22 protein-coding genes are annotated in these 24,651 nt (G+C 70.8%); 5 read left to right on the top strand and 17 right to left on the bottom strand.

Going from position 1 to position 24,651, the window contains the following annotated elements:
• Positions 1 to 37 precede the first annotated feature (37 nt).
• The 5 genes from der to aroH all read right to left on the bottom strand — a co-directional run bounded on the left by der (position 38) and on the right by aroH (position 4,501).
• Positions 38 to 1,513, bottom strand: a complete 1,476-nt coding sequence (gene der, locus OKJ99_RS37835) for a ribosome biogenesis GTPase Der (RefSeq protein WP_326022946.1) — start codon at positions 1,511 to 1,513, stop codon at positions 38 to 40.
• 81 nt (positions 1,514 to 1,594) lie between these two features.
• Entirely contained in the window at positions 1,595 to 2,242 is a 648-nt protein-coding gene (locus tag OKJ99_RS37830) for a lysophospholipid acyltransferase family protein (protein WP_326022945.1), read from the bottom strand.
• Positions 2,239 to 2,931, bottom strand: a complete 693-nt coding sequence (gene cmk, locus OKJ99_RS37825; RefSeq protein WP_326022944.1) for a (d)CMP kinase — start codon at positions 2,929 to 2,931, stop codon at positions 2,239 to 2,241. Before cmk ends, OKJ99_RS37830 begins: the two co-directional genes overlap by 4 nt.
• 125 nt (positions 2,932 to 3,056) lie before the next feature.
• Complete coding sequence (locus OKJ99_RS37820) at positions 3,057 to 4,142, bottom strand: prephenate dehydrogenase (RefSeq protein ID WP_326022943.1); 1,086 nt, start codon at positions 4,140 to 4,142, stop codon at positions 3,057 to 3,059.
• Complete coding sequence (gene aroH / locus OKJ99_RS37815) at positions 4,139 to 4,501, bottom strand: chorismate mutase (protein WP_326022942.1); 363 nt, start codon at positions 4,499 to 4,501, stop codon at positions 4,139 to 4,141. Before aroH ends, OKJ99_RS37820 begins: the two co-directional genes overlap by 4 nt.
• Positions 4,502 to 4,703: 202 nt before the next feature.
• Between aroH and OKJ99_RS37810 the strand changes: the two genes are divergently transcribed.
• From OKJ99_RS37810 to OKJ99_RS37800, 3 genes are read left to right on the top strand one after another with little or no spacing between them, the layout of a single operon-like run.
• Entirely contained in the window at positions 4,704 to 5,369 is a 666-nt protein-coding gene (locus OKJ99_RS37810) for a hypothetical protein (RefSeq protein WP_326022941.1), read from the top strand.
• Between the two features lie 31 nt (positions 5,370 to 5,400).
• Complete coding sequence (locus OKJ99_RS37805; RefSeq protein ID WP_326022940.1) at positions 5,401 to 5,979, top strand: DUF6529 family protein; 579 nt, start codon at positions 5,401 to 5,403, stop codon at positions 5,977 to 5,979.
• The gene (locus OKJ99_RS37800; RefSeq protein ID WP_326022939.1) at positions 5,976 to 6,440 is read left to right on the top strand and encodes a Rieske (2Fe-2S) protein; all 465 of its coding nucleotides are present in this window, start codon (positions 5,976 to 5,978) and stop codon (positions 6,438 to 6,440) included. Before OKJ99_RS37805 ends, OKJ99_RS37800 begins: the two co-directional genes overlap by 4 nt.
• A 14-nt stretch (positions 6,441 to 6,454) precedes the next feature.
• Here the strand turns inward: OKJ99_RS37800 and OKJ99_RS37795 are convergent, their stop codons facing one another.
• From OKJ99_RS37795 to OKJ99_RS37745, 11 genes are all read right to left on the bottom strand, one after another.
• Positions 6,455 to 7,474 carry an ADP-ribosylglycohydrolase family protein gene (locus OKJ99_RS37795; RefSeq protein WP_326022938.1) on the bottom strand — a complete coding sequence of 340 codons (1,020 nt, stop codon included), beginning with the start codon at positions 7,472 to 7,474 and terminating at the stop codon, positions 6,455 to 6,457.
• A complete protein-coding gene (locus OKJ99_RS37790; protein WP_326022937.1) occupies positions 7,471 to 8,217 on the bottom strand; it encodes an NUDIX hydrolase in 747 nt (248 codons plus the stop codon). The genes OKJ99_RS37795 and OKJ99_RS37790 overlap by 4 nt, the downstream gene beginning before the upstream one ends.
• Before the next feature lie 112 nt (positions 8,218 to 8,329).
• Positions 8,330 to 9,535: a pseudouridine synthase gene (locus OKJ99_RS37785; RefSeq protein WP_326022936.1), complete on the bottom strand. Its 1,206-nt coding sequence runs from the start codon at positions 9,533 to 9,535 to the stop codon at positions 8,330 to 8,332.
• An 11-nt stretch (positions 9,536 to 9,546) separates the two neighbouring features.
• Positions 9,547 to 10,179, bottom strand: a complete 633-nt coding sequence (scpB, locus tag OKJ99_RS37780) for an SMC-Scp complex subunit ScpB (protein ID WP_326022935.1) — start codon at positions 10,177 to 10,179, stop codon at positions 9,547 to 9,549.
• Positions 10,176 to 11,147, bottom strand: coding sequence for a segregation and condensation protein A (locus OKJ99_RS37775; protein ID WP_326022934.1), 972 nt, complete (start codon positions 11,145 to 11,147; stop codon positions 10,176 to 10,178). Before OKJ99_RS37775 ends, scpB begins: the two co-directional genes overlap by 4 nt.
• 18 nt (positions 11,148 to 11,165) lie before the next feature.
• Positions 11,166 to 11,747: a hypothetical protein gene (locus tag OKJ99_RS37770; protein ID WP_326022933.1), complete on the bottom strand. Its 582-nt coding sequence runs from the start codon at positions 11,745 to 11,747 to the stop codon at positions 11,166 to 11,168.
• The gene (locus OKJ99_RS37765) at positions 11,732 to 12,913 is read right to left on the bottom strand and encodes a ParA family protein (RefSeq protein WP_326022931.1); all 1,182 of its coding nucleotides are present in this window, start codon (positions 12,911 to 12,913) and stop codon (positions 11,732 to 11,734) included. The genes OKJ99_RS37770 and OKJ99_RS37765 overlap by 16 nt, the downstream gene beginning before the upstream one ends.
• Before the next feature lie 342 nt (positions 12,914 to 13,255).
• Positions 13,256 to 14,371: an alanine dehydrogenase gene (ald, locus tag OKJ99_RS37760; RefSeq protein WP_326022929.1), complete on the bottom strand. Its 1,116-nt coding sequence runs from the start codon at positions 14,369 to 14,371 to the stop codon at positions 13,256 to 13,258.
• Between the two features lie 144 nt (positions 14,372 to 14,515).
• On the bottom strand, positions 14,516 to 16,501 hold the full coding sequence (locus OKJ99_RS37755) for a tetratricopeptide repeat protein (protein WP_326022967.1): 1,986 nt from the start codon (positions 16,499 to 16,501) through the stop codon (positions 14,516 to 14,518).
• Between the two features lie 322 nt (positions 16,502 to 16,823).
• Complete coding sequence (locus OKJ99_RS37750; protein WP_326022927.1) at positions 16,824 to 17,462, bottom strand: NUDIX hydrolase; 639 nt, start codon at positions 17,460 to 17,462, stop codon at positions 16,824 to 16,826.
• Positions 17,463 to 17,579: 117 nt separating this feature from the next.
• Positions 17,580 to 19,265 (bottom strand): CTP synthase, encoded by a 1,686-nt coding sequence (locus OKJ99_RS37745; protein ID WP_326022925.1) that lies wholly within the window; start codon positions 19,263 to 19,265, stop codon positions 17,580 to 17,582.
• Between the two features lie 538 nt (positions 19,266 to 19,803).
• Here OKJ99_RS37745 and OKJ99_RS37740 point away from each other — a divergent pair.
• The gene (locus OKJ99_RS37740) at positions 19,804 to 21,606 is read left to right on the top strand and encodes a glycoside hydrolase family 15 protein (protein WP_326022966.1); all 1,803 of its coding nucleotides are present in this window, start codon (positions 19,804 to 19,806) and stop codon (positions 21,604 to 21,606) included.
• A 51-nt stretch (positions 21,607 to 21,657) separates the two neighbouring features.
• Here the strand turns inward: OKJ99_RS37740 and OKJ99_RS37735 are convergent, their stop codons facing one another.
• Positions 21,658 to 23,175, bottom strand: coding sequence for an APC family permease (locus OKJ99_RS37735; RefSeq protein ID WP_326022924.1), 1,518 nt, complete (start codon positions 23,173 to 23,175; stop codon positions 21,658 to 21,660).
• 223 nt (positions 23,176 to 23,398) lie between these two features.
• Between OKJ99_RS37735 and OKJ99_RS37730 the strand changes: the two genes are divergently transcribed.
• On the top strand, positions 23,399 to 24,651 hold a 1,253-nt coding region (locus OKJ99_RS37730; protein ID WP_326022922.1), incomplete at its 3' end, for a PucR family transcriptional regulator ligand-binding domain-containing protein.

Here is a 24,651-nt window from a genome sequence, read left to right as displayed (position 1 = left end):
GCCTCCACCGGCGGCGTTCGTCCGAACCGCGTTACTTCTACTTCTTCTTGCCGCGCTTCTCACGCACGCGTACGGAGATGTGGATCGGCGTGCCCTCGAAGCCGAACTCCTCGCGCAGGCGGCGTTCCACGAAGCGGCGGTAGCCGTGCTCGATGAAGCCGGAGGCGAAGAGCACGAACCGGGGCGGCTTGGACGCGGCCTGCGTGCCGAACAGGATGCGGGGCTGCTTGCCGCCGCGCACCGGGTGCGGGTGGGAGGCGACGAGCTCGCCGAGGAAGGCGTTGAGCCGACCCGTCGGGATGCGCGTCTCCCAGCCTTCGATGGCCGTCTCGATCGCGGGGACCAGGCGCTCCATGTGGCGGCCCGTACGTGCCGACACGTTCACCCGGGGCGCCCAGGCGACCTGGCCGAGCTCGGTCTCGATCTCGCGCTCCAGGTAGTAGCGACGCTCCTCGTCGAGGGTGTCCCACTTGTTGAAGGCGAGGACGATCGCGCGGCCCGCCTCGACCGCCATCGTCACGATCCGCTGGTCCTGGATGGAGATCGACTCGGAGGCGTCGATCAGGATGACCGCGACCTCCGCCTTCTCCACGGCGGACGCGGTGCGCAGCGAGGCGTAGTAGTCGGCGCCCTGCTGCAGGTGGACGCGCTTGCGGATGCCCGCCGTGTCGACGAACTTCCAGGTGATGCCGCCGAGTTCGATCAGCTCGTCGACCGGGTCGCGGGTGGTGCCCGCCATCTCGTTGACGACGACGCGGTCCTCGTCGGCCACCTTGTTCAGGAGGGAGGACTTGCCGACGTTCGGGCGGCCGATGAGCGCGATGCGGCGCGGGCCGCCGAGCCCGGCGCCGCCGAAGGTCTGCTGCGGCGCCTCCGGCAGGGCTTCGAGCACCGCGTCGAGCATGTCGCCGGTGCCGCGGCCGTGCAGCGAGGAGACCGGGTGCGGCTCGCCGATGCCGAGGGACCACAGGTACGAGGCGTCCGCCTCGCCGCTCGGGCCGTCGACCTTGTTGGCGCAGAGCACGACCGGCTTGTTGGCCTTGCGCAGCAGGCGCACGACGGCCTCGTCGGTGTCGGTGACGCCGACCTTGGCGTCGACGACGAAGACGACGGCGTCGGCGGCCTCGATGGCGTACTCGGCCTGCGCTGCCACGGAGGCGTCGATGCCGAGCACGTCCTGCTCCCAGCCGCCGGTGTCGACGACCTTGAAGCGGCGGCCCGCCCACTCGGCCTCGTACGTGACGCGGTCACGCGTGACGCCGGGCTTGTCCTCGACGACGGCCTCGCGGCGGCCGATGATGCGGTTCACCAGGGTCGACTTGCCGACATTCGGGCGGCCGACGACGGCGAGGACGGGCAGCGGGCCGTGGCCCGCCTCGCCGAGCGCGCCCTCGACGGCGTCGAGGTCGAAGCCCTCCTCCGCGGCGAGCTCCATGAACTCCGCGTACTCAGCGTCGCCGAGCTCCCCGTGCTCGTGTTCCGGGGATCCCTCGGGCTGGATCTGGTCGTTCATGAAGTCCGTACCTCGTCGTTCATTCGTGGTGATCGGTGCGCCCGCCTCGTGTCAGGAAAGCCGCACTACTGAAAGTCTCGCTCAGCGCCCGGTCAGGCGCCTGGCATGGTCCAGGTGGCCGCTGAGCCGTTCCTGGATGCGCACGGTGGCCTCGTCGAGCGCCTTGCGGGTACGCCGCCCGCTCCCGTCGCCCGCTTCAAAAGGATCCCCGAAGACGACGTCGACGCGACTCCTGAGCGGGGGCAGCTTCTTTATCAACCGTCCCGGCCGCTCCGTGCTTCCCAGGACGGCGACCGGAACGATCGGCGCCCCGCTGCGCACCGCGAAGTACGAGAGTCCGGCCCGCAGCGAGGCGAAGTCGCCTTCGCCGCGCGTGCCCTCGGGGAAGATGCCGAGGACGCCGCCGTCCGTGAGGACGCCGAGCGCCCGCGTGATGGCCGTGCGGTCCGCGCTCGTGCGGTCGACCTTCACCTGCCCGATCCCGTCGAGGAAAGGGCCGAGCGGTCCGACGAACGCCTCCTGCTTGATCAGGAAGTGCGTCGGGCGCGGGGCGACGCCCATGACCATGGGGCCGTCGATGTTGTGGGAGTGGTTCACCGCGAGGATCACCGGGCCGGTCGCCGGGACCCGCCAGGATCCCAGGACCCGCGGCTTCCACAGCCCGTACATGAGGCCGACGCCGATGCGTCGGCCCACTTCGGCGCCTCGCTCGGAGGGCGCATCAGTCACTTGGCGGCTCGCTTCTCCTCGACGAGCGTGACGACGCACTCGATGACCTGCTGCAGCGTGAGGTCGCTCGTGTCGACCTCGACGGCGTCGCCTGCCTTGGCCAGCGGCGACGTCTTGCGGCTCGAGTCGGCCTTGTCGCGGGCGACGAGGGCCTCCTGTGTGGCCTTCACGTCGGAGCCCTTGAGCTCGCCGGAGCGGCGGGCGGCGCGGGCCTCGGGCGAGGCGGTGAGGAAGATCTTCAGGTCGGCGTCGGGCAGCACGGTCGTACCGATGTCACGGCCCTCGACGACGATGCCCTTCTCCGCGCCGAGCGCGATGGAGCGCTGCAGCTCGGTGATCCGGGCGCGCACCTCGGGGACAGCGCTGACGGCGCTGACCTTGGAGGTGACCTCGCTCGTGCGGATCGGGGCGGCGACGTCCGTGCCGTCCACCGTGATGGTGGGGGCGGCCGGGTCGGTGCCGGAGACGATGTCGGCCTTGCCCGCGACGGCGGCGATCGCGGACGGGTCGTCCAGGTCGATGCCGTTGTTCACCATCCACCAGGTGATCGCCCGGTACTGGGCGCCGGTGTCCAGGTAGCTCAGGCCGAGCTGGGAGGCCACGGCCTTGGAGGTGCTCGACTTGCCCGTGCCGGAGGGTCCGTCGATGGCGACGATCACTGCTGCGGCGGCGGTCGCGGCGGTTTCCATAGGTGACGGACACCTTTCTCAGTGCACGGGGGCATGGGTACGAGACGCGGAAGCGCCCCGCACAAGGTTACTGGCTCTGGAAGACCCCTTCTTACGTGCCTCCACCGGCGCCCCTGCCGACACTGCTACGGACGCATCGCCCAGCCGCGCTCGCGCAGCGCCGCGGCCAGCTTCGGCGCCTGCGCCGGCTGCACCATGAGCTGCACGAAACCGGCCTGCTGCCCGGTCGCGTGCTCGATCCGCACGTCTTCGATGTTGACGCCCGCGGCGCCCGCGTCGGCGAAGATCCGGGCCAGCTCGCCCGGCTGGTCGGAGATGAGAACGGCCACGATCTCGTACGCCGCCGGAGCCGCGCCGTGCTTGCCGGGGACCCGGGACTGGCCCGCGTTGCCACGCCGCAGCATCGTCTCGACGCCGTCCACGCCCTCGCGGCGCTTGGCGTCGTCCGAGGACTGCAGGGAGCGCAGGGACTGCACCGTCTCCTCCAGGTCGCCCGCGACGGCGGAGAGCAGGTCGGCGACGGGGCCCGGGTTCGCGGAGAGGATGTCGATCCACATCCGCGGGTCGGACGCGGCGATCCGCGTCACGTCGCGGATGCCCTGCCCGCACAGCCGTACGGCGGCCTCCTCGGCGTGCTCCAGGCGGGCCGCGACCATGCTGGAGACCAGGTGCGGCATGTGCGAGACGAGCGCGACGGCCCGGTCGTGGGCGTCGGCGTCCATCACGACCGGGACGGCCCGGCACAGGGCGACCAGTTCCAGGGCGAGGTTCAGGACCTCGGTGTCCGTGTCGCGGGTCGGGGTCAGCACCCACGGCCGCCCCTCGAAGAGGTCGGCGTCGGCCGCGAGGGGGCCGCTGCGCTCACGGCCCGACATCGGGTGCGTGCCGATGTACGGGGTGAGGTCGAGGCCCATTTCCTCGAGCTCGCGGCGCGGGCCGCCCTTGACGCTGGCGACGTCGATGTAGGCACGGGCCAGGCCCCGGCGCATCGCGTCGGCGAGCTGCGCGGCGACGTGCGCGGGCGGCACGGCGACGATGCACAGGTCGACGGGTCCCTCGGGCGCCTCGTCGGTCCCGGCGCCGAGCGCGGCGGCGGTGCGGGCCTGCCCGGGGTCGTGGTCGGCGAGGTGCACGGTGACGCCGCGCGAGGCCAGGGCCAGGGCGGCGGAGGTGCCGATCAGGCCGGTGCCGATGACGAGTGCGGTTCTCACTGGGCGATGTCCTTGCGGAGGGTGGCCGCGGCCCCGAGGTAGACATGCGCGACCTCGGCCTTGGTCCGCTCGGTCTCGATGTGCGCGAGGATCCGGACGACGCGCGGCAGGGCGCCGGCGATGTCGAGTTCCTGCGCGCAGATCAGGGGTACGTCGACGATGCCGAGCTTGCGGGCGGCGGCCGCCGGGAAGTCGGAGTGCAGATCGGGCGTGGCCGTGAACCAGATGGAGATCAGGTCGTCGCCGGTCAGCTCGTTGCGCTCAAGGACGGCGGTGAGCAGCTCGCTCACCTGCTCGTCCATGTGGCCGGCCTCGTCCCGCTCGAGTTGGACGGCGCCCCGGACCGCTCGTACCGCCACGTCACTGCCCCTTTTCCACGTACACGCAATTGGATAGGGGACCAGCGTAATCAAGGTGGTCGGCGCGGGCCCGCGGCGCCCGTCCACCGAGACGCACGCCGCGGGGTCGCGCCAATGTCAACCGAACCGCCCCCTGTCGCCACCCGGCCGGAGCTGCTTGCATGGAGGCGCCACCGCTGCCGCCTCGGGGGGAGGCTCGGCCATGAAGCGCTCCGGGCCGCTGTTCACACTGCTCGCCGGACTGGCCCTCGGCCTGTTCATGCTGTCGCTCAACGCGACGACGGGCGAGGGCACCTTTTCGTACGGGGAGGCTCCCGCGGCGTCGGCGTCGCCCACACCCTCGACCTCGGCCCCGGCCGCACCGTCGGCGTCGCCCTCGAAGGCGAGCCCGACGCGGACGGCCGGTCCCAAGACGAGCTACGCGGGCCGCACCGACGACGACACGTCCGCGATCTCCATATCCGTACGCGGCGACAAGGCGATCGCCTACTTCTGCGACGGCCGCTCCAAGGAGTCGTGGCTGAAGGGGAACGTCGAGGACAACGGTGAGATGAAGCTGTCCGGCAAGCACGGCGCGAAGCTGGAGGGCAGGCTCGCCGACGACCGGGTGCGCGGCACCGCGGAGATCGACAAGCACCCCTACGGCTTCACGGCGAAGAAGGCCGTCAAGCCGTCCGGCCTGTACCGGGCGACCACCGAGGTGCGCGGCGCGAAGGTCGACGGCGGCTGGATCGTGCTGCCCGACGGCCGCCAGGTGGGCATCGTGCGCCGTGACGACAAGCCGTCCGCCGCCCCACGTATCGACCCGGATTCGGGGGCGGTCACGGTCGACGGCGAGCGCCTGACGGCCCGCCCGGTCGTCCCCTGAGCAGCCCGCAGAGGGTTCAGAGAGGGTTCCCATGACCGTCGACCCGAACGCCGCCACCCAGAACTTCCCGAACCCCGACCACCGCCGCCCGTCCGCGGCCCGCTACCTGGTCCCCGCGCTCGTCGCGGCGGTGGTGGCCGTGGCGCTCGGTGCGTACGGCAGGGTGCACGACCCGGAGGGCACGGCGTTCAACCTCGCCGGCTTCTCCAGTACGAGCGCGGTGAAGTCCTGGCTGGCGACGGCGGCCTTCGCCTTCGCGCTCGTCCAGATCGTCTCGGCGTTCATGGTGTACGGGAAGCTGCGCGGCCCGTCGTGGGCGCCCGCGCTGCACCGCTGGTCGGGCCGGATCGCGTTCCTGATCGCGGTGCCGGTGGCGGTGCACTGCCTCTACGCGCTCGGCTACCAGACGTACTCGACACGCGTCCTGTGGCACTCGTTCCTGGGCTGCTTCTTCTTCGGGGCGTTCAGCGCCAAGATGCTGCTGCTGCGCACGGAGCGGCTGCCGGGGTGGCTGCTGCCGGTGGTGGGCGGTCTTGCGTTCGCGGTCCTGACACTGCTGTGGTTGACGTCGGCACTGTGGTTCTTCCGGACGGTGGGAGTGACGACATGAGGCGCACCGCGTCACGCAGGAGCGTCCTGGTCGCGGGCGCGGCGGCCCTGGCGGCGGGTTGCAGCAAGTACGGGGACGAGGACCAGGGCGGCGGAGGCGACGAGGCGGCCGCGACGTCCGAGGCGCCGGCCTCGTCCGCGAAGAGCTCCGGCGGCTCACAACAGCCCCCCGCGGCGGACGAGTTGACGAAGACCTCCGCCATCCCGGTCGGCGGCGGCAAGGTCTTCCCCGACGAGAAGGTCGTGGTGACCCAGCCGGCGAAGGGCGACTTCAAGGCCTTCTCCGCGGTGTGCACGCACCAGGGCTGCACGGTCAAGGACGTCTCCGGCGGCACCATCAACTGCCCGTGCCACGGCTCGAAGTTCAAGGTCGCCGACGCCTCGGTGGCGGGCGGCCCGGCCCCCCGCCCCCTGGACACCCGCCAGATCAAGGTCACCGGAGACTCGATCACGCTGGCCTGACCGGCCGCCACGGCCTACGCCAGGTCCCACCCCGCCCCGAACCCCAGCAGCTCGTCGCGGTGCTCGATGCGTTCGACCCACTCCTTCGGCCACGCGTCGGCGCCGAGGTGGGCGCCCGCGAAGGCCCCGGCCAGGGCCGCGATCGAGTCCGAGTCGCCGGAGGTGCAGGCGGCGCGGCGCAGCGCGAGCACCGGCTCGTCGACGAACAGCAGGAAGCACAGCAACGCGGTGGCGAGGGCCTGTTCGGCAATCCAGCCGGCACCCGTGTCAAGGCAGGGATCGGTCTCCGGGGACGGCTCGCGCAGCGCGCCCCGCAGCCGGTCGAGGACGCCGAGGCACTCGTCCCAGCCGCGCGCGATGAACCGCTGCGGCGTCGACTCCTCGCCGCGCCGCCACAGGTCACCGAGCCAGGCCTCGTGGTACGTCTCGCGGTTCTCGTACGCGTACGAACGCAGCATCCCGACGAGCCCGGTCGGCTCGGCGCCCTCGGCGAGGAGGCGTACGGCGTGCGCGGTGAGGTCGGCGGCGGCGAGGCCCGTGGGGTGGCCGTGGGTGAGGCCCGCCTGCAACTGGGCGGCGCCCGCCCGCTGTTCGTCGCTGAGGCCCGGGGCGAGTCCGAGGGGCGTGACGCGCATGTTGGCGCCGCAGCCCTTGGAGTGGATCTGGCTGGCGTCCTGCCAGGACCGGCTCCCGGTCCGCAGGAGGCCGCACGCGCGCAGGCAGGTGTTGCCGGGTGCGCGGTTGTTGTCGGGCGACAGGTACCAGTCGACGAACTCCTCGCGCAGCGGGCGCTCGAACCGCTCAGGGCCGAGCGTCCCGTGCCCCATGCCGGTGCGCAGCGCCCGCGCCACCGCGAGCGCCATCTGCGTGTCGTCGGTGATGTACGCGACGGGGTGGCCGGGCAGCTCCATCTCCCGCCAGGGCCCGTACGCGTCGAGGATCGCGGGTACGTCGCTGAATTCGGTCGGGTAGCCGAGGGCGTCCCCGAGCGCGAGGCCGAGCAGCGATCCGGTGGCGGGGCGGCGGTTCGTCATCGGCGGGGCCTCTCCGTGGGCTCGTGCGCGGGGCGCAGCAGCGGTGGGTGCAAGGACGTGGCGTCGCCGGCCCGGAACAGCGCCGCGGGCTTGCCGCGCCCGCCGGTCAGCCGGGAGGCGCCGGGGACCCGCTCGACGAAGCCGGGCGTCGCGAGCACCTTGCGCCGGAAGTTCGCCGGGTCGAGGTCGGTCCCCCACACCACCTCGTAGACCTGCCGCAGCTCGCCGAGCGTGAACTCGGGCGGGCAGAACGCGGTGGCCAGGCAGGTGTACTCCAGCTTCCCGCCGACCCGGATCTGGGCGTCGGCGAGGATCCGGTCGTGGTCGAAGGCGAGCGGGCCCTGGGTCCCGTACGGCAGCCAGGCGGCCCGCGCCGCGTCCCCGCCGCCGTGCGCCTGCGGGGCGTCCGGCACGAGCGCGGCGAACGCGACGGACACCACCCGCATCCGGGGATCGCGCCCCGGTTCGCTGTACGTACGCAGCTGTTCCAGGTGCAGGCCGGCGACATCGGCGAGCCCGGTCTCCTCGGCGAGCTCGCGCCGCGCCGCGCCCTCCGCGGACTCGTGCGGCTCCAGGAATCCACCGGGCAGCGCCCAGCGCCCCGCGTACGGCTCATGACCGCGCTCGACGAGCAGGATGTGCAGCCGTCCCGCCCGGAGCGTGAACACGGCCAGGTCGACGGTGACGGCGAAGGGCTCGTAGGCGTGCTTGTCGTAGCCCGCCACAGGACCGTTGTCGGACATGCGAAGACCCCCTCCCTTATTGGTCCAACAGACCTTAAAAGGAGGGGGTCGCCGCACACAAGACCCGCGTAGGCCCGACCTACAGGACCTACGGATCGACCTTCGGATCGACCTACAGGTCGACCTCCTGCATCAGCATGCCGACCTCGGTGTTCGACAGACGCCGCAGCCAGCCCGACTTCTGGTCGCCCAGCGTGATCGGCCCGAAGGCGACCCGCACCAGCTTGTCGACCGGGAAGCCGGCCTCGGCCAGCATCCGCCGCACGATGTGCTTGCGGCCCTCGTGCAGGGTGACCTCGACCAGGTAGTTCTTGCCGGTCTGCTCGACGATGCGGAAGTGGTCCGCACGCGCGTACCCGTCCTCCAGCTCGATGCCGTCCTTGAGCCGCTTGCCCAGGTCGCGCGGGATCGGGCCGACGAGGTGCGCGAGGTAGACCTTCTTCACGCCGTACTTCGGGTGCGTGAGGCGGTGGGCCAGCTCACCGTGGTTGGTGAGCAGGATGACGCCCTCGGTCTCGGTGTCGAGCCGACCGACGTGGAAGAGCCGCGTCTCACGGTTGTTCGTGTAGTCCCCGAGACACTGCCGACCCTCGTTGTCCTCCATGGTGGAGACGACACCGACCGGCTTGTTCAGGGCGAAGAACTGGTACGACTGCGTGGCCACGGTCAGACCGTCGACCTTGATCTCGTCCTTCTCCGTGTCGACGCGCATGCCCTGCTCGACCACGATCTCGCCGTTGACCTCGACGCGGGACTCGTCGACCAGCTCCTCGCAGGCACGCCGCGAGCCGTAGCCGGCACGAGCGAGCACCTTCTGGAGCCGCTCGCCCTCCTGCTCGGCACCGGGGAAGGTCTTGGGGAGCTTGACCTCCGGCTTGCCCGCGTACCGCTCGCGGTTGCGCTCCTCGGTCCGCGTCTCGTACTCACGCGAACGCGAGGGAGCCGTGCGGGCACGGCCGCCCGACTGCGGCTGCTGCCCACGCTTGGGGCCGCCCTTGGCACCGCCGCGCGCGGAGGCGCCACGGCCCGACTTCGAACCCTCCCTGGACGGGTTCGGGCCTACGTCGTACTGCCGCTCCTCGGGACGCGGCCGCTTCGGGCGGGCGGGCCTGTCGTCACGCTTGTCGTCGCGCTTGTCCGCGCGGTTGTCGGAGCGGTTGTCGGCGCGGTTGCCGCTGCCGCCGCGCCTGTCGTCGCGGTTGTCGCCGGCGCCGCGGTAGTTACCGCGGCCCCCGCTGTTCCCGCCGCGGCCGCTGCTGTTGCCACCACGGCTCCCGCCGTTGTTTCCGCTGCTGTTCCTGCCGCTACTGCTTCGCATCAAAGTTCCGTCTAGTCGTGTACTACGTCGGCACCCGGCGCATCGGGTGCGTCCGGGTCGAACGACGGGACCCCTTCCTGCGTATCGCCCTCGATCGCGTCCGCCTCGGGGAGGAAGGGCGCGAGTTCCGGCAGCTCGTCCAGGCCGCGCAGGCCCATCCGCTCCAGGAAGTAGTTCGTCGTCCTGTACAGGATCGCACCTGTTTCGGGTTCCGCGCCCGCCTCCTCCACCAGACCCCGCTGCAACAGGGTCCTCATGACCCCGTCACAGTTCACTCCGCGCACCGCGGAGACCCGGGAACGGCTGACCGGCTGCCGGTACGCGACGACGGCGAGGGTCTCCAGGGCCGCCTGAGTGAGCCTCGCCACCTGCCCGTCCAGCACGAAGCCCTCCACGGCGGCCGCGTACTCGGGCCGGGTGTAGAACCGCCAGCCGCCCGCCACGACCCGCAGCTCGAAGCCGCGACCCTGCACGCGGTACTCGTCGGCCAGCTCCCGCAGCGAATCGCTCACGGCCCTCCTGGGCCGCTGCAGGATCTTGGCCAGATGTTCCTCGGTGGCGGGCTCGTCGACCACCATGAGTACGGCTTCCAGGGCGGGCTTGAGGTCAAGCTCCGCCACGCCACCGGGATCCTGCTCACTCACGTGGCAGCCTCCTTCTGCTCGGGGACCTCGGGCACCTCCGGCGCCCGGTCGAACTCGTCCGTGACCACGGGCTCGGTGTCGGCGTCGCCCCCGGTCCAGCGCACGACCAGCTCCCCCAGCGGGGTCTCCTGATCGAGACCGACGACCTTCTCCCGGTACAGCTCGAGCAGCGCGAGGAACCGGGCGACGACGGTGAGCGTGTCGTCGGTGTCGGCCACGAGCTCGCGGAACGGGGCCTCGCCGACCTCCTTGAGCCGGGCGACCACGTACTGGGCCTGCTCCTGCACGCTGACCAGCGGCGCGTGGATGTGCTCGACGTACACCTGCGGCTTGGGCTTCGGCTGCATCGCCTTCACGGCGAGCCTGGCGAACCCCTCGGCCCCGATGTTGATGACGACGTCGGGCAGCAGCTCGGCATAGTGCGGTTCGAGCCCGACGGTCCGCGGATACCTCCGCGCCTCGTCCTCCAGCCGCCCGCTGAAGACGTCGGCGATCCGTTTGTACGCGCGGTACTGAAGGAGCCGCGCGAAGAGCAGGTCCCGCGCTTCGAGGAGGGCCAGATCGCCCTCGTCCTCCACCTCGGCGGCGGGCAGCAGGCGGGCGGCCTTCAGATCGAGCAGCGTCGCCGCGACGACGAGGAACTCCGTCGTCTGGTCGAGGTCCCAGTCGGTCCCCATGGCCCGGATGTGGGCCATGAACTCATCGGTGACCTTGGACAGCGCGACCTCGGTGACGTCGAGCTTGTGCCGGGAGATGAGTTGCAGCAGAAGATCGAACGGCCCCTCGAAATTATCGAGCCGAACCTTGAACTTCCCGTCGTCGACCTCGGCTGGTTCCTCCCCGGACTCGACCGTCGGCTCCGGCTCCGGCTCGGCGGAAACCGACGGTTCGGGCTCGGAGAGCGCACCACGACCGAGCGCACGCCGACGACCGGGTGAGGACGGCGCGGAGGATTCGTTCACGGGCATCACTGCCGGAGGCTACCGCTACCGCCCACGCAGTCGACGTACAAGAATGCTCGCGTCCCCACGGGACTCCAGATCGGCCAGGACCACGGCGACCGCCTCGCGCACGATGCGCCCCCGGTCGACGGCGAGCCCGTGCTCACCGCGCAGCACGAGCCGCGCGTGCTCGAGGTCCATCAGCTCCTCGGCGGACACGTACACGGTGATCTTCTCGTCGTGCCGCTCGCGCCCGCTGGGCCGCCGGTTGGCCGCCCGCGACCGCTTCCGCGCCGCCGCGGTGGAACTCCGCCCACCGGAACCTTCCTGCGCTCCGCCCGAGGCCCTGCGCCCCGCCTTCTCCGCACCCTCCGCCGCGGCGGCCCGGGTCCGCGACCCGGCGTCCGACTCGGCCTCGGCGGCGGAGTGCTCACCGGAACCGGAGGAGGCCGGAGCCGCCTCCGCGTCACCGTCGGAGGCGGCGGCCGCCTCGTCGCTCTCCCCGGCAGGCGGGGGGACCCGCGCCTCGCCGTTCGCCGAGCGCCTCGGCGACGACGACTGCAGCCCCATGCCCCCGGTCGTACGGAACAGTTCGTCGGCCCCCGGCAGACTCACTCGGCGTGACACCGGGCGAGCACCTCCCTGGCGAGCTGGCGATAGGCCGCGGCACCGACCGAGTTCGAGGCGTACGTGGTGATCGGCTCACCGGCGACCGTGGTCTCCGGGAAGCGAACCGTCCGGCCGATCACCGTGTGGTACACGTTGTCGTCGAACGCCTCGACCACGCGCGCGAGCACCTCACGGCTGTGCACGGTCCGCGAGTCGTACATCGTGGCGAGGATCCCGTCGAGCTCCAGGTCCGGGTTGAGCCGCTCCTGGACCTTCTCGATCGTCTCGGTCAGCAGGGCCACACCACGCAGCGCGAAGAACTCGCACTCCAGCGGGACGATGACCTTGTGAGCGGCCGTCAGCGCGTTCACGGTCAGCAGGCCGAGCGAGGGCTGACAGTCGATCACGATGTAGTCGTAGTCGGCCATCAGCGGCTTGAGCGCCCGCTGCAGCGTGGACTCGCGCGCCACCTCGCTGACCAACTGCACCTCGGCAGCGGACAAGTCGATATTGCTGGGGAGCAGGTCCATGTTCGGAACGGCGGTCTTCAACAAGACCTCGTCCGCGGCCATCCCCCGCTCCATGAGCAGGTTGTAGACCGTGAGGTCGAGCTCCATCGGGTTCACACCCAGGCCCACCGAGAGCGCGCCCTGCGGGTCGAAGTCGACGAGCAGGACCCGGCGGCCGTACTCGGCGAGCGCGGCACCCAGGTTGATGGTCGACGTGGTCTTGCCGACGCCGCCCTTCTGGTTGCACATCGCGATGATCTTCGCGGGGCCGTGGTCCGTCAGCGGTCCTGGAATCGGGAAGTACGGCAACGGACGCCCGGTGGGACCGACGCGCTCGCGACGCTGGCGGGCAGCGTCAGGGGCGAGCGTGGCCGCGTACTCGGGGTCGGGCTCGTACTCGGCGTCGGGGTCGTAGAACGACCCCTCGGGCAGGGTGTCGTAGTCGGCGAAGTGGCTTTGTGTGTCGCCACTTCGGTCGCCGGCCATGGCGTTCACGTGATGGCCATCCATGCTCTGGTGTGCTGTCTGCGTCGGCGTCTGCTGGGGGATGCCCTGATAACTGCTCTGCTGCTGAGCAGCGAAGGTACGCACAGCGACGGAGCCGACAGCCTGAAGCCCCGCGGGAACCTGTCCGCCTGGCTGGCCACCTCCGGGAGTAAATGTCGACTCATTCACAAGTCGTCTTACCTCCTTGGATATGACCAGGAACATTTATCGATAGGTCAGCGTGGCACCATGCCGACGGTTGGCGACTCTATGGCGTGTCACCGCTCCGCAGCAACACAATCCGCCGGACCCGGCACGATGTGTCGGTAACGAAACACCCTCATGTCAAGGGCGTACGACGGCTCTTCGGTGCATTTCGCCGCTGCGCGAATCGGTTAAAGGGTTACGTTCAAGGCGAGTTGACCATGTCCGGACCCGTCCCGTTCCCCTACACGTACGGCCGGACCCCTCACAAGGTCCGGCCGTAGGCGTGAGATTGACGACTTTTGTTGACGTCGCCTTCGGGATGGGTCAGCCGAGGAGGCTCTCCAGCTCGAGGTGCTCGAGGCCGTGCGCCTCCGCGACCTCCTTGTAAACAACCTTGCCGTCATGGGTGTTGAGACCCAGGGCGAGGGCCGCGTCACGGCGCAGGGCCTCGACCCAGCCGCGGTTGGCGAGCTCCACGATGTACGGGAGCGTGGCGTTGGTCAGCGCGTACGTCGAGGTGTTCGGCACCGCGCCGGGCATGTTGGCGACGCAGTAGAAGACCGAATTGTGCACCTTGAAGGTCGGCTCGGCGTGCGTGGTCGCGTGCGAGTCCTCGAAGCAGCCACCCTGGTCGATCGCGATGTCGACAAGGACACTTCCGGGCTTCATACGGGACACGAGCTCGTTGGTGACCAGCTTCGGCGCCTTGGCACCGGGGATCAGGACGGCGCCGACGACGAGGTCGGCCTCCAGGCAGGCCTTCTCCAGCTCGAAGGCGTTGGAGACGACCGTCTGGATCTTCGTCCCGAAGACCTTGTCGGCCTCCTTGAGCTTGTTGATGTCCTTGTCGAGCAGGGTCACGTGGAAGCCCATGCCGATGGCGATCGTCGCGGCGTTCCAGCCGGAGACGCCACCGCCGATGACGACGGCCTTGCCCGCGTGCACGCCGGGCACACCGCCGGGCAGCACACCGCGGCCGCCGTTGGCGGCCAGCAGGTGGTAGGCGCCGACCTGCGGGGCGAGGCGGCCCGCGACCTCGGACATCGGGGCGAGCAGCGGCAGCTGGCGGTTCGCGGTCTCGACCGTCTCGTACGCGATGGCGGTCGTGCCCGACTCCAGGAGCGCGTCCGTGCACTCCTTGGACGCGGCCAGGTGCAGGTACGTGAAGAGCGTCTGGTCCTTGCGGAGGCGGTGGTACTCCTCCGCGATCGGCTCCTTGACCTTCAGGAGCAGGTCCGCCGTGGCCCAGACCTCGTCGGCGGTGCCGAGGATCCGCGCACCGGCCGAGACGTACTCGTCGTCCGTGATCGAGGAGCCCACACCGGCGTTCTGCTCGACGAAGACCTGGTGGCCGTGGCGTACCAGCTCATGCACGCCGGCAGGGGTGATGGCCACCCGGAACTCGTTGTTCTTGACCTCGCGGGGGATGCCGACCTTCATCGTCGATCACGGTCCTTGGCTCAGGGATTAAACGGGCAATGCACTGCATACCGGCACACCACGGGACGCACCGGGAGACGCCACGGATGACCGCGGCAGAGCCAGTCTAATGAAGGTTATTGAGCTGTCTAGCCTTTCGATGCATCAATCTTCTGCGGATGCGCTACGGATTTCGTAGGCATCGGCGGGCTGATCCGAAGGATCTGCTTCCGCTCGACCGGCGCCGGTGAGCTCCTCTCCCAGCATGCGCTCGGCCGCCCCCCGGTGCAGCTTGGCGGCGGCGGGGTCGCCGAGCCGGTCGAGGGTGTCGGCGAGGCGCAGCTGGAGAGCGGCCTGCAACCGCGCGTCCTGCGCCTGGCGCGCCCACTCGATCGCCTCCTGGCAGGTGTGCAGCGACTCCTCGGGCCGGCCGGCGTATTCGAGCACCCGCGCCAATTCGCTCAACGCCCGCGCCTGTGCGGGCACATCGCCCTCCTTGCGGTATCCGGCCACGGCCGAGCGCAGGGACCGCTGCGCTTCGCCGTAGCGGCCCGCGTACGTGTGGACTCCGGCGATACGGCCATGAAGGCGCGCGGCGTCGGCCCGCTCGCCGCGCGTGACCCGCTGGGCGAGGGCCCGCCCGTACCAGTCGGCGGCCCGCTGCCAGTCCCCCAGCGACTGGTGGGCACCGCCTACGGATTCCATCGCGCGGCCCGTCGCGTACGGGTCCTGCGCGGCGCGCCCCGCGTCGAGCGCGGCCCGGTAGCGGGCCAGCGCCTCGTGGGTGCGGCCGGTCCTGGCGTCGAGGTCGGCGAGGTTGAGCAGGGCGGCGGCCTTCTCCCTCGGCAGGTTGCGGCGCTCGGCGACATCGAGCACGAGCCGGTGGATCCCGTACAGCTCGGACGCGGCGTCCTCGGTCCCCCGGTGCGCCACGATCGCCCGTACGAGAGCGGCCATGAGGCGCCGGGCCAGCGTGTCCAACTCCCCGTCGGCGACGGCGAGGCGGGCGGCGGCGAGCAGCGCGGGCTGCCGCGCGCGCAGCCACTCGGCGGCCGTCTCCCGGTCGGCGAAGCGCAGCGCGCTCGGCAGTCCGGCGAGCTTCTTGCGGGCCGGGGAGTCGAAGGGTTCGGTGACGGCGCGGCACGAGGTGAGCAGCCGCACGGTCCGCTCCAGCATCCGGGCGCGGGCCAGCTGCACCTCGGCAGGCCGGTCGACCGTCTCGGTGAGGCCGCGCAGGAACGGCGCGAGGCAGCCGGGCACCTCGTACTGCGGCAGCTCGGAGTCCACGCCGCGGACCAGGCCGAGGGTGACGAAGGCGTCGAGGGTGGAGTGGGCCGCCGCGACCGAGCAGCCGGCGAGCGCCGACGCGGTGTGCGGGTCGACATGTCCCGCGGGGGCGAGGCAGAGGTAGCGCAGTATCCGGGCGGCGGGGCCCGGCAGCGATTCGTAGGCGAAGCGGAAGACGCGGGCGAGGGGGGCCGAGCCGTCCGGCTCCAGGGCGTGCAGTTGCTTGGCCAGGTCGGCGACGGACTCCTTGGGGCGGGCGGCGAGCCAGCCGCCCGCGATCTCCAGGGCGGCGGGTTCGGCTCCGCACAGCTCCACCAGGGACTCGGCCGAGCGCGGGTCGCAGGTGACGCGGACCGAACCGGTGTGCCGGGTGAGGAGTTCGAGCGCGGCCTTGGTGTCGAGACCGCCGAGCGTGCAGGGCCGTACGTCCGGGATGCCGGTCAGCGGCCCCTCGGCGACGGCGACGGCGAGGCAGTCCGGGGTGTCGGGGAGCAGCGGGTCGACCTGTTCGGCGCTGCCCGCGTCGTCGAGCAGCAGCACCACGCGGCGCACAGCGAGGCCCTCGCGCAGCCGCTCCGAGAGGTCGTCCGCGCTCTCCCCGGCCGGGGCGGGCAGTTCGAGGGTGTTCAGCAGGTCACGAAGGACGTGTTCGGTGGGTACGGGGGTGCCGTCGGGGGCGGCGAGGCGGGTCCGCAGGGTGCCGTCGGGGTACTGGTCGCAGACGTCCCGCAACAGCTCTTCGGCGAGGGCGGTACGCCCCGTGCCCGGGCGCCCCGCGATCAGGAGCACCCGGGCGCGGGGCGCCTTGCGCCCCGAGAGCGTGTCGAGCCCGGCCCGCTCGATATCGGACCGGAGCTGCGACAACTCCCGCTTGCGCCCCAAAAACTGACGCTCCGCCACCTCTTGCCCCCGACGGGTGCGACGCCTCTTGCGGGACCGCCCGGGGGCCGACTCGACCTCCGTCACGTCGTCCGACTCGACCGCCTGATCCGTCACGGGCCACGCTCCGTCTCACCCATCCCCTCCGGGGGTCGGCAGGGGGCGGTCCCGAGCCTAGTTGAGGGGGTGTGGGTGGCCTTGGCGGACGCCGCGCCCAAGTCACCTGATCGGATCAGCGGATGATGTGACCACGATCAAGCCCTGTCGGCGTTTGAGGCGCGGGGTCCGGGGCGGAGCCCCGCGGCCGTCAGGCCTCGAAGGGCCGCGCGGGCCACTCCGCCAGCGCCGGGCGGAGGGCGTCAAGGCCGTCGCCCGCCAAGGCCGCCGCAAGCGAAAGCGCGCCCACCACAAGGCAGTTGTTGTGCAGCTCGCCCGCGAGCACACCCCGGACGAGCTCCGCGAGGGGGACGCGGGCGAACTCCATGTCCGCCTCTTCCTCCTCCACCTCGAACCGCTCACCCTCCGCCTCGGAGAGGTCCCGCGCGAGGAAGATGCGTACGGCCTCGGAGCAGCCGCCCGGCGTCGTGTAGACGTCGGTGAGGACCCGCCAGTCCTCGGCCTTGACGTGCACCTCTTCGTACAGCTCGCGCTGCGCCGCGTGCAGCGGATTCTCGCCGGGGATGTCCAGCAGACCGGCCGGGATCTCCCAGAGCTTCATGCTCACGGGGTGCCGGTACTGCTTGAGGAGGAGCACCCGGTCCTGGTCGTCGAGGGCCACCACGGCCACCGAGCCGGGGTGCACCTGGTAGTCGCGGCGGGCGACGGAGCCGTCCGGCATCACGACGTCGTCCGTGCGTACGGAGGTCTTGTTCCCGACGAAGGGGGTGTCGGTCGCGCGGACCTCCCACTCCTCGGCGGTGTCCACGAGCGGCGTGTTGGCCGTCATACCGAAAGCCCTCCTACGTACGCATGAGCTGTACTCATAAGAAACCGGGGCGCACGCCGCAAAAGGCGTACACCCCGGTTACCGTACATCGCTTGTGTTACAAGCCCCGCAGAGCCCTTACTTGGCCTTCTTGGCCCCCGCGGAACCGCCCTGCGCGGCCTGCACCTTGCGCTCCACGGCCGCCTTCACCAGACCGGCGAACAGCGGGTGCGGACGCGTCGGACGCGAGCGCAGCTCCGGGTGCGCCTGCGTGGCGACCAGGTACGGGTGGACCTCGCGCGGGTACTCGACGTACTCGACGAGCTTGCCGTCCGGGGAGAGGCCGGAGAACTGCAGACCGGCCTTCTTCTCCAGCTCGGCGCGGTACGCGTTGTTCACCTCGTAGCGGTGACGGTGGCGCTCCTCGACGTACTCCTTGTTGTCGTACACCTCGCGCACGATGGAGCCCTCGGCGAGCTTCGCCGGGTACATGCCCAGCCGCATCGTGCCGCCCATGTCGCCCTCGCCGGCGACGATGTCGAGCTGCTCGGCCATGGTCGAGATGACCGGGTGGGCCGTGGCCGCGTCGAACTCCGTCGAGTTGGCGTCCGGGATGTCGGCCAGGTTCCGGGCGGCTTCGATCACCGTGCACTGGAGGCCCAGGCAGAGACCGAGCAGCGGGATCTTGTTCTCGCGGGCGAACTGGATCGCGCCGACCTTGCCGGACACGCCGCGGTCGCCGAAGCCACCGGGGATGCAGATCGCGTCGACGTCGCCGAGCGTCTTCTTGGCGCCGGCCGGCGTCTTGCAGTCGTCCGACGTGACCCACTTGATCTTGACCCGGGCCCGGTTGGCGAAGCCGCCGGCGCGCAGCGCCTCGGTCACCGACAGGTAGGCGTCGGGCAGGTCGATGTACTTGCCGACCAGGGCCATGACGATCTCGTGGTCCGGCTTGTGGACGCGGCCGAGCAGGTCGTCCCACTGCGTCCAGTCCACGTCACGGAACGGCAGGTCCAGCTTGCGGACGGCGTACGCGTCCAGGCCCTCGCTGTGCACGACCTTCGGGATGTCGTAGATCGAGGGGGCGTCGGGGCAGGCGACGACCGCGGCCTCGTCGACGTCGCACATCAGGCTGATCTTGCGCTTGATCGCGGTCGGGACCTCACGGTCGCAGCGCAGCACGATGGCGTCCGGCTGGATACCGATGTTGCGCAGCGCCGCAACCGAGTGCTGGGTCGGCTTCGTCTTCAACTCACCCGACGGGCCGATGTACGGCAGGAGGGAAATGTGGACGACCAGCACATTGTCGCGGCCGACCTCGTGGCGGACCTGACGGACCGTCTCCAGGAACGGCAGCGACTCGATGTCGCCGACGGTGCCGCCGACCTCGGTGATCACGACGTCGACCTCGTCCGTCGCCATGCGGCGGATGCGGTGCTTGATCTCGTTCGTGATGTGCGGGATGACCTGGACGGTGTCGCCCAGGTACTCGCCGCGCCGCTCCTTGGCGATGACCTGCGAGTACACCTGGCCGGTGGTCACGTTGGCCGAACCGTCGAAGTCGATGTCGAGGAAGCGCTCGTAGTGCCCGATGTCCAGGTCGGTCTCGGCGCCGTCGTTGGTGACGAACACCTCGCCGTGCTGGAACGGGTTCATCGTGCCCGGGTCGACGTTCAGGTACGGGTCGAGCTTCTGCATGACGACACGGAGGCCACGGGCCTTGAGCAGCATGCCGAGGCTGGAGGCGGTGAGGCCCTTACCGAGGGACGAGGCGACACCCCCAGTGACGAAGATGTGCTTGGTCGTCGAAGATTTCGGCTGCATGGCCAAGAGGGGGCTCCCGTGGTCGCGGTCGTGGGGGTGCGTACCGACGCGCTCGCCCTGGTTTTTGGGAGGCGCCGTCGCTGCGGTTCGGGGGTTCAAGGACCACCGGCTCACGGGCTACCAGGGTATCAGCGACGGGACGAGGCTGCTTCCGGCCACGCTCCGCGCACAGCTCACCACGCAGGTGGGACACGGCGCGGACGCTCACCCGTACGGCCGAAACGCGATGCACTGAGCGGCACGCGGATCACTTGAGCGCGACGTATCCTGCTCGGACACTCGGCTGGCGAGTCACAACGGAAAACGGCGTCACGACGGCAACACCCCCGCCCGTCCCCCACCGTTCATCGGAACACTCCGTCCGTTCGCCGCGATCCCCAACCGGAACAACCGGCTCGTCGGTTCGTTTGACAACCACGTATCCGGACGGCGTATCAACGGAACAACACGATCCGTCGTCTCATCCCCCCAACCCCTTCGCTCCAACTCTTCGCTCCAACTTTTCACTGCAACCGTGGCCGTTCGACTGGAGATGCACGTGGCCGGGCGCATCGAGGATTACGCACTCATCGGAGACATGCAGACCGCTGCCCTGGTCTGCCGGGACGGCACAGTGGACTGGCTGTGCCTGCCCCGCTTCGACTCGCACGCCATTTTCGCCGGGCTGCTCGGCACCGAGGATCACGGCTTCTGGCGCCTGGGCCCCGCCCATGCGTCCGATACCGAGCCGCCGAGAGCGGCACGACGCGGATACCGCGGCGACTCGCTGGTCCTGGAGTCGGAGTGGGACACGCCGCGCGGCACGGTCCGGGTCACCGACTTCATGCCGCCGCGCGACGGCGCACCCCAACTGACCCGGATCGTGGAGGGCGTGAGCGGGCGCGTGCCGATGCGTTCGACGCTGCGCATGCGCTTCAGCTACGGCCGGATCACTCCGTGGGTGCACAAGGTGGACGGCCGTACGGTCGCCGTGGCCGGGCCCGACTCCGTGTGGCTGGACTCGGAGACCGAGACGTACGGCAAGAACCTCACGACGTACTCGGACTTCACGGTGGCGCCCGGTGACCGGGTCGCCTTCACCATCCAGTGGCAGCCCTCGCACAAGGACCAGCCACCGCTGCCCGACCCCGAGGGCGCGCTCGTCGCGACGCAGGACTTCTGGCGGGAGTGGGTCGAGCACTGCACGTACCACGGCCCGTACCGCGAGGCCGTCGTCCGCTCGCTCATCACCCTCAAGGCCCTGACCTACGCGCCGACGGGCGGCATCGTCGCCGCGCCGACGACCTCGCTGCCCGAGGAGATCGGTGGCGTACGGAACTGGGACTACCGCTACACCTGGCTGCGGGACGCGGCGATCACCCTCTCCTCCCTGCTGCGCACCGGGTACCGGGAGGAGGCACGGGCCTGGCGCGAGTGGCTGCTGCGGGCCGTCGCGGGGGACCCGGAGAACCTCCAGATCATGTACGGCATCGCGGGTGAGCGGGAGCTCGGCGAGGCGGAGCTGGACTGGCTGCCCGGATACGAGAACTCGGGGCCCGTCCGGGTCGGGAACGGGGCGGCGCACCAGCTCCAGCTCGACGTGTACGGCGAGGTCACCGAGGCGCTGCACCTCGCGCACATGACGGGCCTCGCGAGGAACGACTACGCCTCGCTGCTCCAGCTCAAGCTCATCCGGTACCTGGAGGGTCACTGGGACGAGCCGGACGAGGGCATCTGGGAGGTGCGCGGTCCGCGCCGGCACTTCGTGCACTCGAAGGTCATGGCGTGGGTGGCCGTGGACCGCACCATCAAGCTCATCGAGTCCGGGGACGCGGACGGCCCGCTGGAGAAGTGGCGCGACCTGCGCGACGACATCCACCGGGACGTCTGCGAGAAGGGCTACGACAAGGAACGCAACACCTTCACGCAGTCGTACGGCAGCAAGGAGCTGGACGCGTCGCTGCTGCTGATTCCGCAGATGGGCTTCCTGCCGCCCGACGACAAGCGGGTCATCGGCACCATCGAGGCCATCCAGCGGGAGCTGTCGACGGAGGACGGCTTCATCCTTCGGTACCCGACGGACGGCGACGACGCCGGTGTCGACGGGCTGCCGGGCGACGAAGGGGCGTTCCTCGCCTGCTCGTTCTGGATGGCGGACGACCTCGCGATGATCGGCCGGGTCGACGAGGCCCGCAAGCTGTTCGAGAAGCTGCTCGCGCTCCGCAACGACCTGGGCCTGCTGGCCGAGGAGTGGGATCCGCGGCTGCAGCGCCAGGTCGGCAACTTCCCACAGGCGTTCAGCCACGTACCCCTGATCGACACGGCACTGCGGCTGACGGCTTCGGGCGCGTACGGAGGTTAACTCACCGCATATATCACCTCGTTGGCGGCGCGCTCCCCTTCGGTCGGGTGGTCAGGCGGTGGGGGTGGGGGCCGGCTGGTCCTCGCGTTCGGCCGCGTCCTCCAGGACGACGCGGCCGATGACCTCGTAGCGGTGCGGGTGGCGGGTCTTGACGTACAGGCCGAGGGCGAGGCCGCCGAAGAAGACGAGGCCGACGATCCACGGGATGGCCTTGAAGAACAGGGAGCCGGCGGCCGTGCCCGCGGCGGTGTCCATGTTGAGGACGAGGAGGACGACGACCGCCGTCATGCCGATGCCGCCGAGCAGCGGCGCGAGCAGGGTCCTGAACCAGTGCCGGTCCTCGGGGTGGTTGCGACGGAAGTAGCCGATGACGGCGAAGGAGCACAGGGTCTGGACGATGAGGATCGCCATCGTGCCGAGGATCGCGAGAAGCGTGTAGAGGTGGATGTACGGGTCCTGGCCAGTCACCCAGAACGCGCCGACGAGCACCACCGCGATGACCGACTGCACGAACGAGGCAACGTACGGCGAGCCGTGCGTGCGGTGCGTACGGCCGAGCGCGGGGTGCAGGAAGCCCTCGCGGCCGATCGCGTACAAGTAGCGGGACGCGCACTGGTGAAAGGCCATGCCGCAGGCGAACGAGCCGGTGATCAGCAGCCATTGGAAGGTGTCGACCGCCCACGCGCCGATGAAGGAGTGGGCCGGGTCGAAGAAGAGGTCGAGCGGGCTGGTCCCCGAGGAGACCTTCACCGAGCCGGCCAGGCCGTTGCCCGCGATCGTCATCCACGAGACGTAGACGTAGAAGAGGCCGACGCCGACGACCGAGATGAGGGTCGCGCGCGGGATGACCCGCTTGGGGTCGCGGGACTCCTCGCCGTACATCGCGGTCGACTCGAAGCCGACCCACGACCAGAACGCGAAGAACAGGCCGAGCCCCGCCGAGGCGCCCGTGAAGGCGTTCTTCGGGTTGATCGGCTCGACGGGGATGCCGTCGGGGCCACCGCCGTGGATCAGCACCGCCGTCGCCACCGCGAAGAGCACCGCGATCTCGGCGATCAGCATCACACCGAGCGCCTTCGCGGTGAGGTTGATGTCGAAGAAGGCGAGGACCGCGGTGACGGCGAGCATGACCGCCGCGTACACGATCCACGGGATGTCCCAGCCGAGCTGGTCGTGGACGGTGGTCTGCGCGAAGTACGAGAAGACGCCGACGATCGACGCCTCGAACACGATGTACGCGAGGACGGCGAGCATCCCTGAGGCCATGCCGGCGATCCGGCCGAGGCCGTGCGAGATGTAGCCGTAGAAGGCGCCGGCCGCCGTGATCCGCTTGGCCATGGCGACGTAGCCGACGGAGAACACGGTGAGGACGAGCGTCGCGAAGAGGTAGCCGGCGGGGGCGCCCGTGCCGTTGCCGAAGCCGACGGCGATGGGCAGGTTTCCGGTCATCGCGGTGATCGGGGCGGCCGTCGCGACGGCCATGAAGACCACGCCGACAAGCCCCACCGAATTCGCCTTCAGCCGCTGCACCGGCTCCGGCCGCCCTGCGTCTGGCGCTGTTCTTGGCATTTTCGTCCCTCTCTCGGGGGCGCTGCTGCGGAATCCGTAGATCGACATGCGGTGCGCCTACGGAAACGCCAGTGTGGCCGGGACGTGACCTACGCCACAACAGACAGCCGGTCGTACAAATGCCGCCACGGGGCGACGAGTTGTCGCGGATTCGGCGCCCGTGATCGCCCCCGTGACCGGGTGGAGATGTTCCGGAAACGCCCGCGCCGGTAGCGTCCGTGTCATGGACAGCACCTCGCCCGAGTTCTCCGCCTTCTCCTCGCCCGGCGGCATCACCGTACGGCGCGCCCTGGAACTGCCCGGACTGCGCAGCGGGCTTCCCGAGGTGGTGGCGGGCGGGGAGCGGCTGCAGCGGACGGTGCGCTGGGTGCACGCCGGTGAGGTGCCGAACATCGCGTCGCTGCTCAAGGGCGGCGAACTGCTGCTGACCACGGGTTACGGGGTCGGGACGCGCCCCGCCGAACAGCGCGCCTTCGTGCGCAAGCTGGCCGAGCGGGGCATCGCGGCGCTCGTCATCGAGCTGGGCCAGCGGTTCGCGCGGCTGCCCGCGGCGCTCGTGGAGACGGCGCGGGCGGCGGGCCTTCCGCTGGTGCAGCTGCACCGCGAGGTGCCGTTCGTGACGGTGACGGAGGAGATCCACACCGAGATCGTCAACGGTCACTACGCGCTGCTGCAGCGGGCGGAAGAGGTGCACCGGCGCTGCACGAACGCCCTCCTCGACGGCGGCGGAGTCCCCCAAGTCCTGCGTATCCTCGCCGAGTTCAGCGGAAATCCGGTCTTCCTGGAGACCGCCGACGGGCAGCTGCTCTACGCGGCCGGGGCCGAGGACGACATCACCGATCCGCTCCAGGTGTGGGAAGGCATGCGCGCCGCGCATCAGGACGAGCCGCCGGGCGGGGCCGTCCTCGTGGACGTGCCGGGCGGCGGTCCCGGAGCCGGGTCCGTACGGGCCAGGCTCGTGCTGCTGCCGGTGTCGGGGGCGCTCGCGCCCGTGCACCGGATCGCCACCGAGCGGGCCGCCGGGTCGCTCGCCGTGGTGCTGATGCAGGCCCGCCAGGAGGAGGAGCTGGCCGCCCGTGGGCGCGGCGACTTCCTCACCGACCTCGCGGAGGGCCGGATCGCGCCGGACGACGCCCCGGCGCAGGCCCGCGTCCTCGGCTTCAAGCCGACCGTGAGCGGGCCGCTGCTGCCCGTCGTGATGAAGCTGCCGGGGACGCCGGAAACACCGATGGGCTCCTCGCCGGGCGGCGGCTGGGCGGTGCTCGCGCGGGCCGTGTCCGAGGAGCTGGCCTCTGTCGGGGTGCCGGTGCTGCTTGGCGTGCGCCCCGTGGAGGGGCGGGTGCCGCTGCTGCTCGGGCTGCGTACGGAGTCCGAGCGGGCGGCGGTCGCGGACCGGGTCGCGGCGGCGCTGCGGGCGGGCGTGGCGCGGGCCGGGATGCAGCGGGCGGGCGCGCTGCCGCCGGTCGTGGTGGTCGG

Origin of the sequence: Streptomyces endophyticus, from assembly GCF_035798155.1 — a bacterium.
Lineage (GTDB): Bacteria > Actinomycetota > Actinomycetes > Streptomycetales > Streptomycetaceae > Streptomyces > Streptomyces endophyticus.
Note: the sequence above shows the minus strand (reverse complement) of the source record. Positions and strands in the feature narration are given on the sequence as shown.

What these genes read in the sequence shown, in the direction of transcription:
- der (WP_326022946.1), bottom strand. Translation starts at nt 1,513, where the DNA reads ATGAACGACCAGATCCAGCCCGAGGGATCCCCGGAACACGAGCACGGG.
- cmk (WP_326022944.1), bottom strand. Translation starts at nt 2,931, where the DNA reads ATGGAAACCGCCGCGACCGCCGCCGCAGCAGTGATCGTCGCCATCGAC.
- OKJ99_RS37810 (WP_326022941.1), top strand. Translation starts at nt 4,704, where the DNA reads ATGAAGCGCTCCGGGCCGCTGTTCACACTGCTCGCCGGACTGGCCCTC.
- OKJ99_RS37805 (WP_326022940.1), top strand. Translation starts at nt 5,401, where the DNA reads ATGACCGTCGACCCGAACGCCGCCACCCAGAACTTCCCGAACCCCGAC.
- OKJ99_RS37800 (WP_326022939.1), top strand. Translation starts at nt 5,976, where the DNA reads ATGAGGCGCACCGCGTCACGCAGGAGCGTCCTGGTCGCGGGCGCGGCG.
- OKJ99_RS37795 (WP_326022938.1), bottom strand. Translation starts at nt 7,474, where the DNA reads ATGACGAACCGCCGCCCCGCCACCGGATCGCTGCTCGGCCTCGCGCTC.
- OKJ99_RS37790 (WP_326022937.1), bottom strand. Translation starts at nt 8,217, where the DNA reads ATGTCCGACAACGGTCCTGTGGCGGGCTACGACAAGCACGCCTACGAG.
- OKJ99_RS37785 (WP_326022936.1), bottom strand. Translation starts at nt 9,535, where the DNA reads ATGCGAAGCAGTAGCGGCAGGAACAGCAGCGGAAACAACGGCGGGAGC.
- OKJ99_RS37775 (WP_326022934.1), bottom strand. Translation starts at nt 11,147, where the DNA reads ATGCCCGTGAACGAATCCTCCGCGCCGTCCTCACCCGGTCGTCGGCGT.
- ald (WP_326022929.1), bottom strand. Translation starts at nt 14,371, where the DNA reads ATGAAGGTCGGCATCCCCCGCGAGGTCAAGAACAACGAGTTCCGGGTG.
- OKJ99_RS37750 (WP_326022927.1), bottom strand. Translation starts at nt 17,462, where the DNA reads ATGACGGCCAACACGCCGCTCGTGGACACCGCCGAGGAGTGGGAGGTC.
- OKJ99_RS37745 (WP_326022925.1), bottom strand. Translation starts at nt 19,265, where the DNA reads ATGCAGCCGAAATCTTCGACGACCAAGCACATCTTCGTCACTGGGGGT.
- OKJ99_RS37735 (WP_326022924.1), bottom strand. Translation starts at nt 23,175, where the DNA reads ATGCCAAGAACAGCGCCAGACGCAGGGCGGCCGGAGCCGGTGCAGCGG.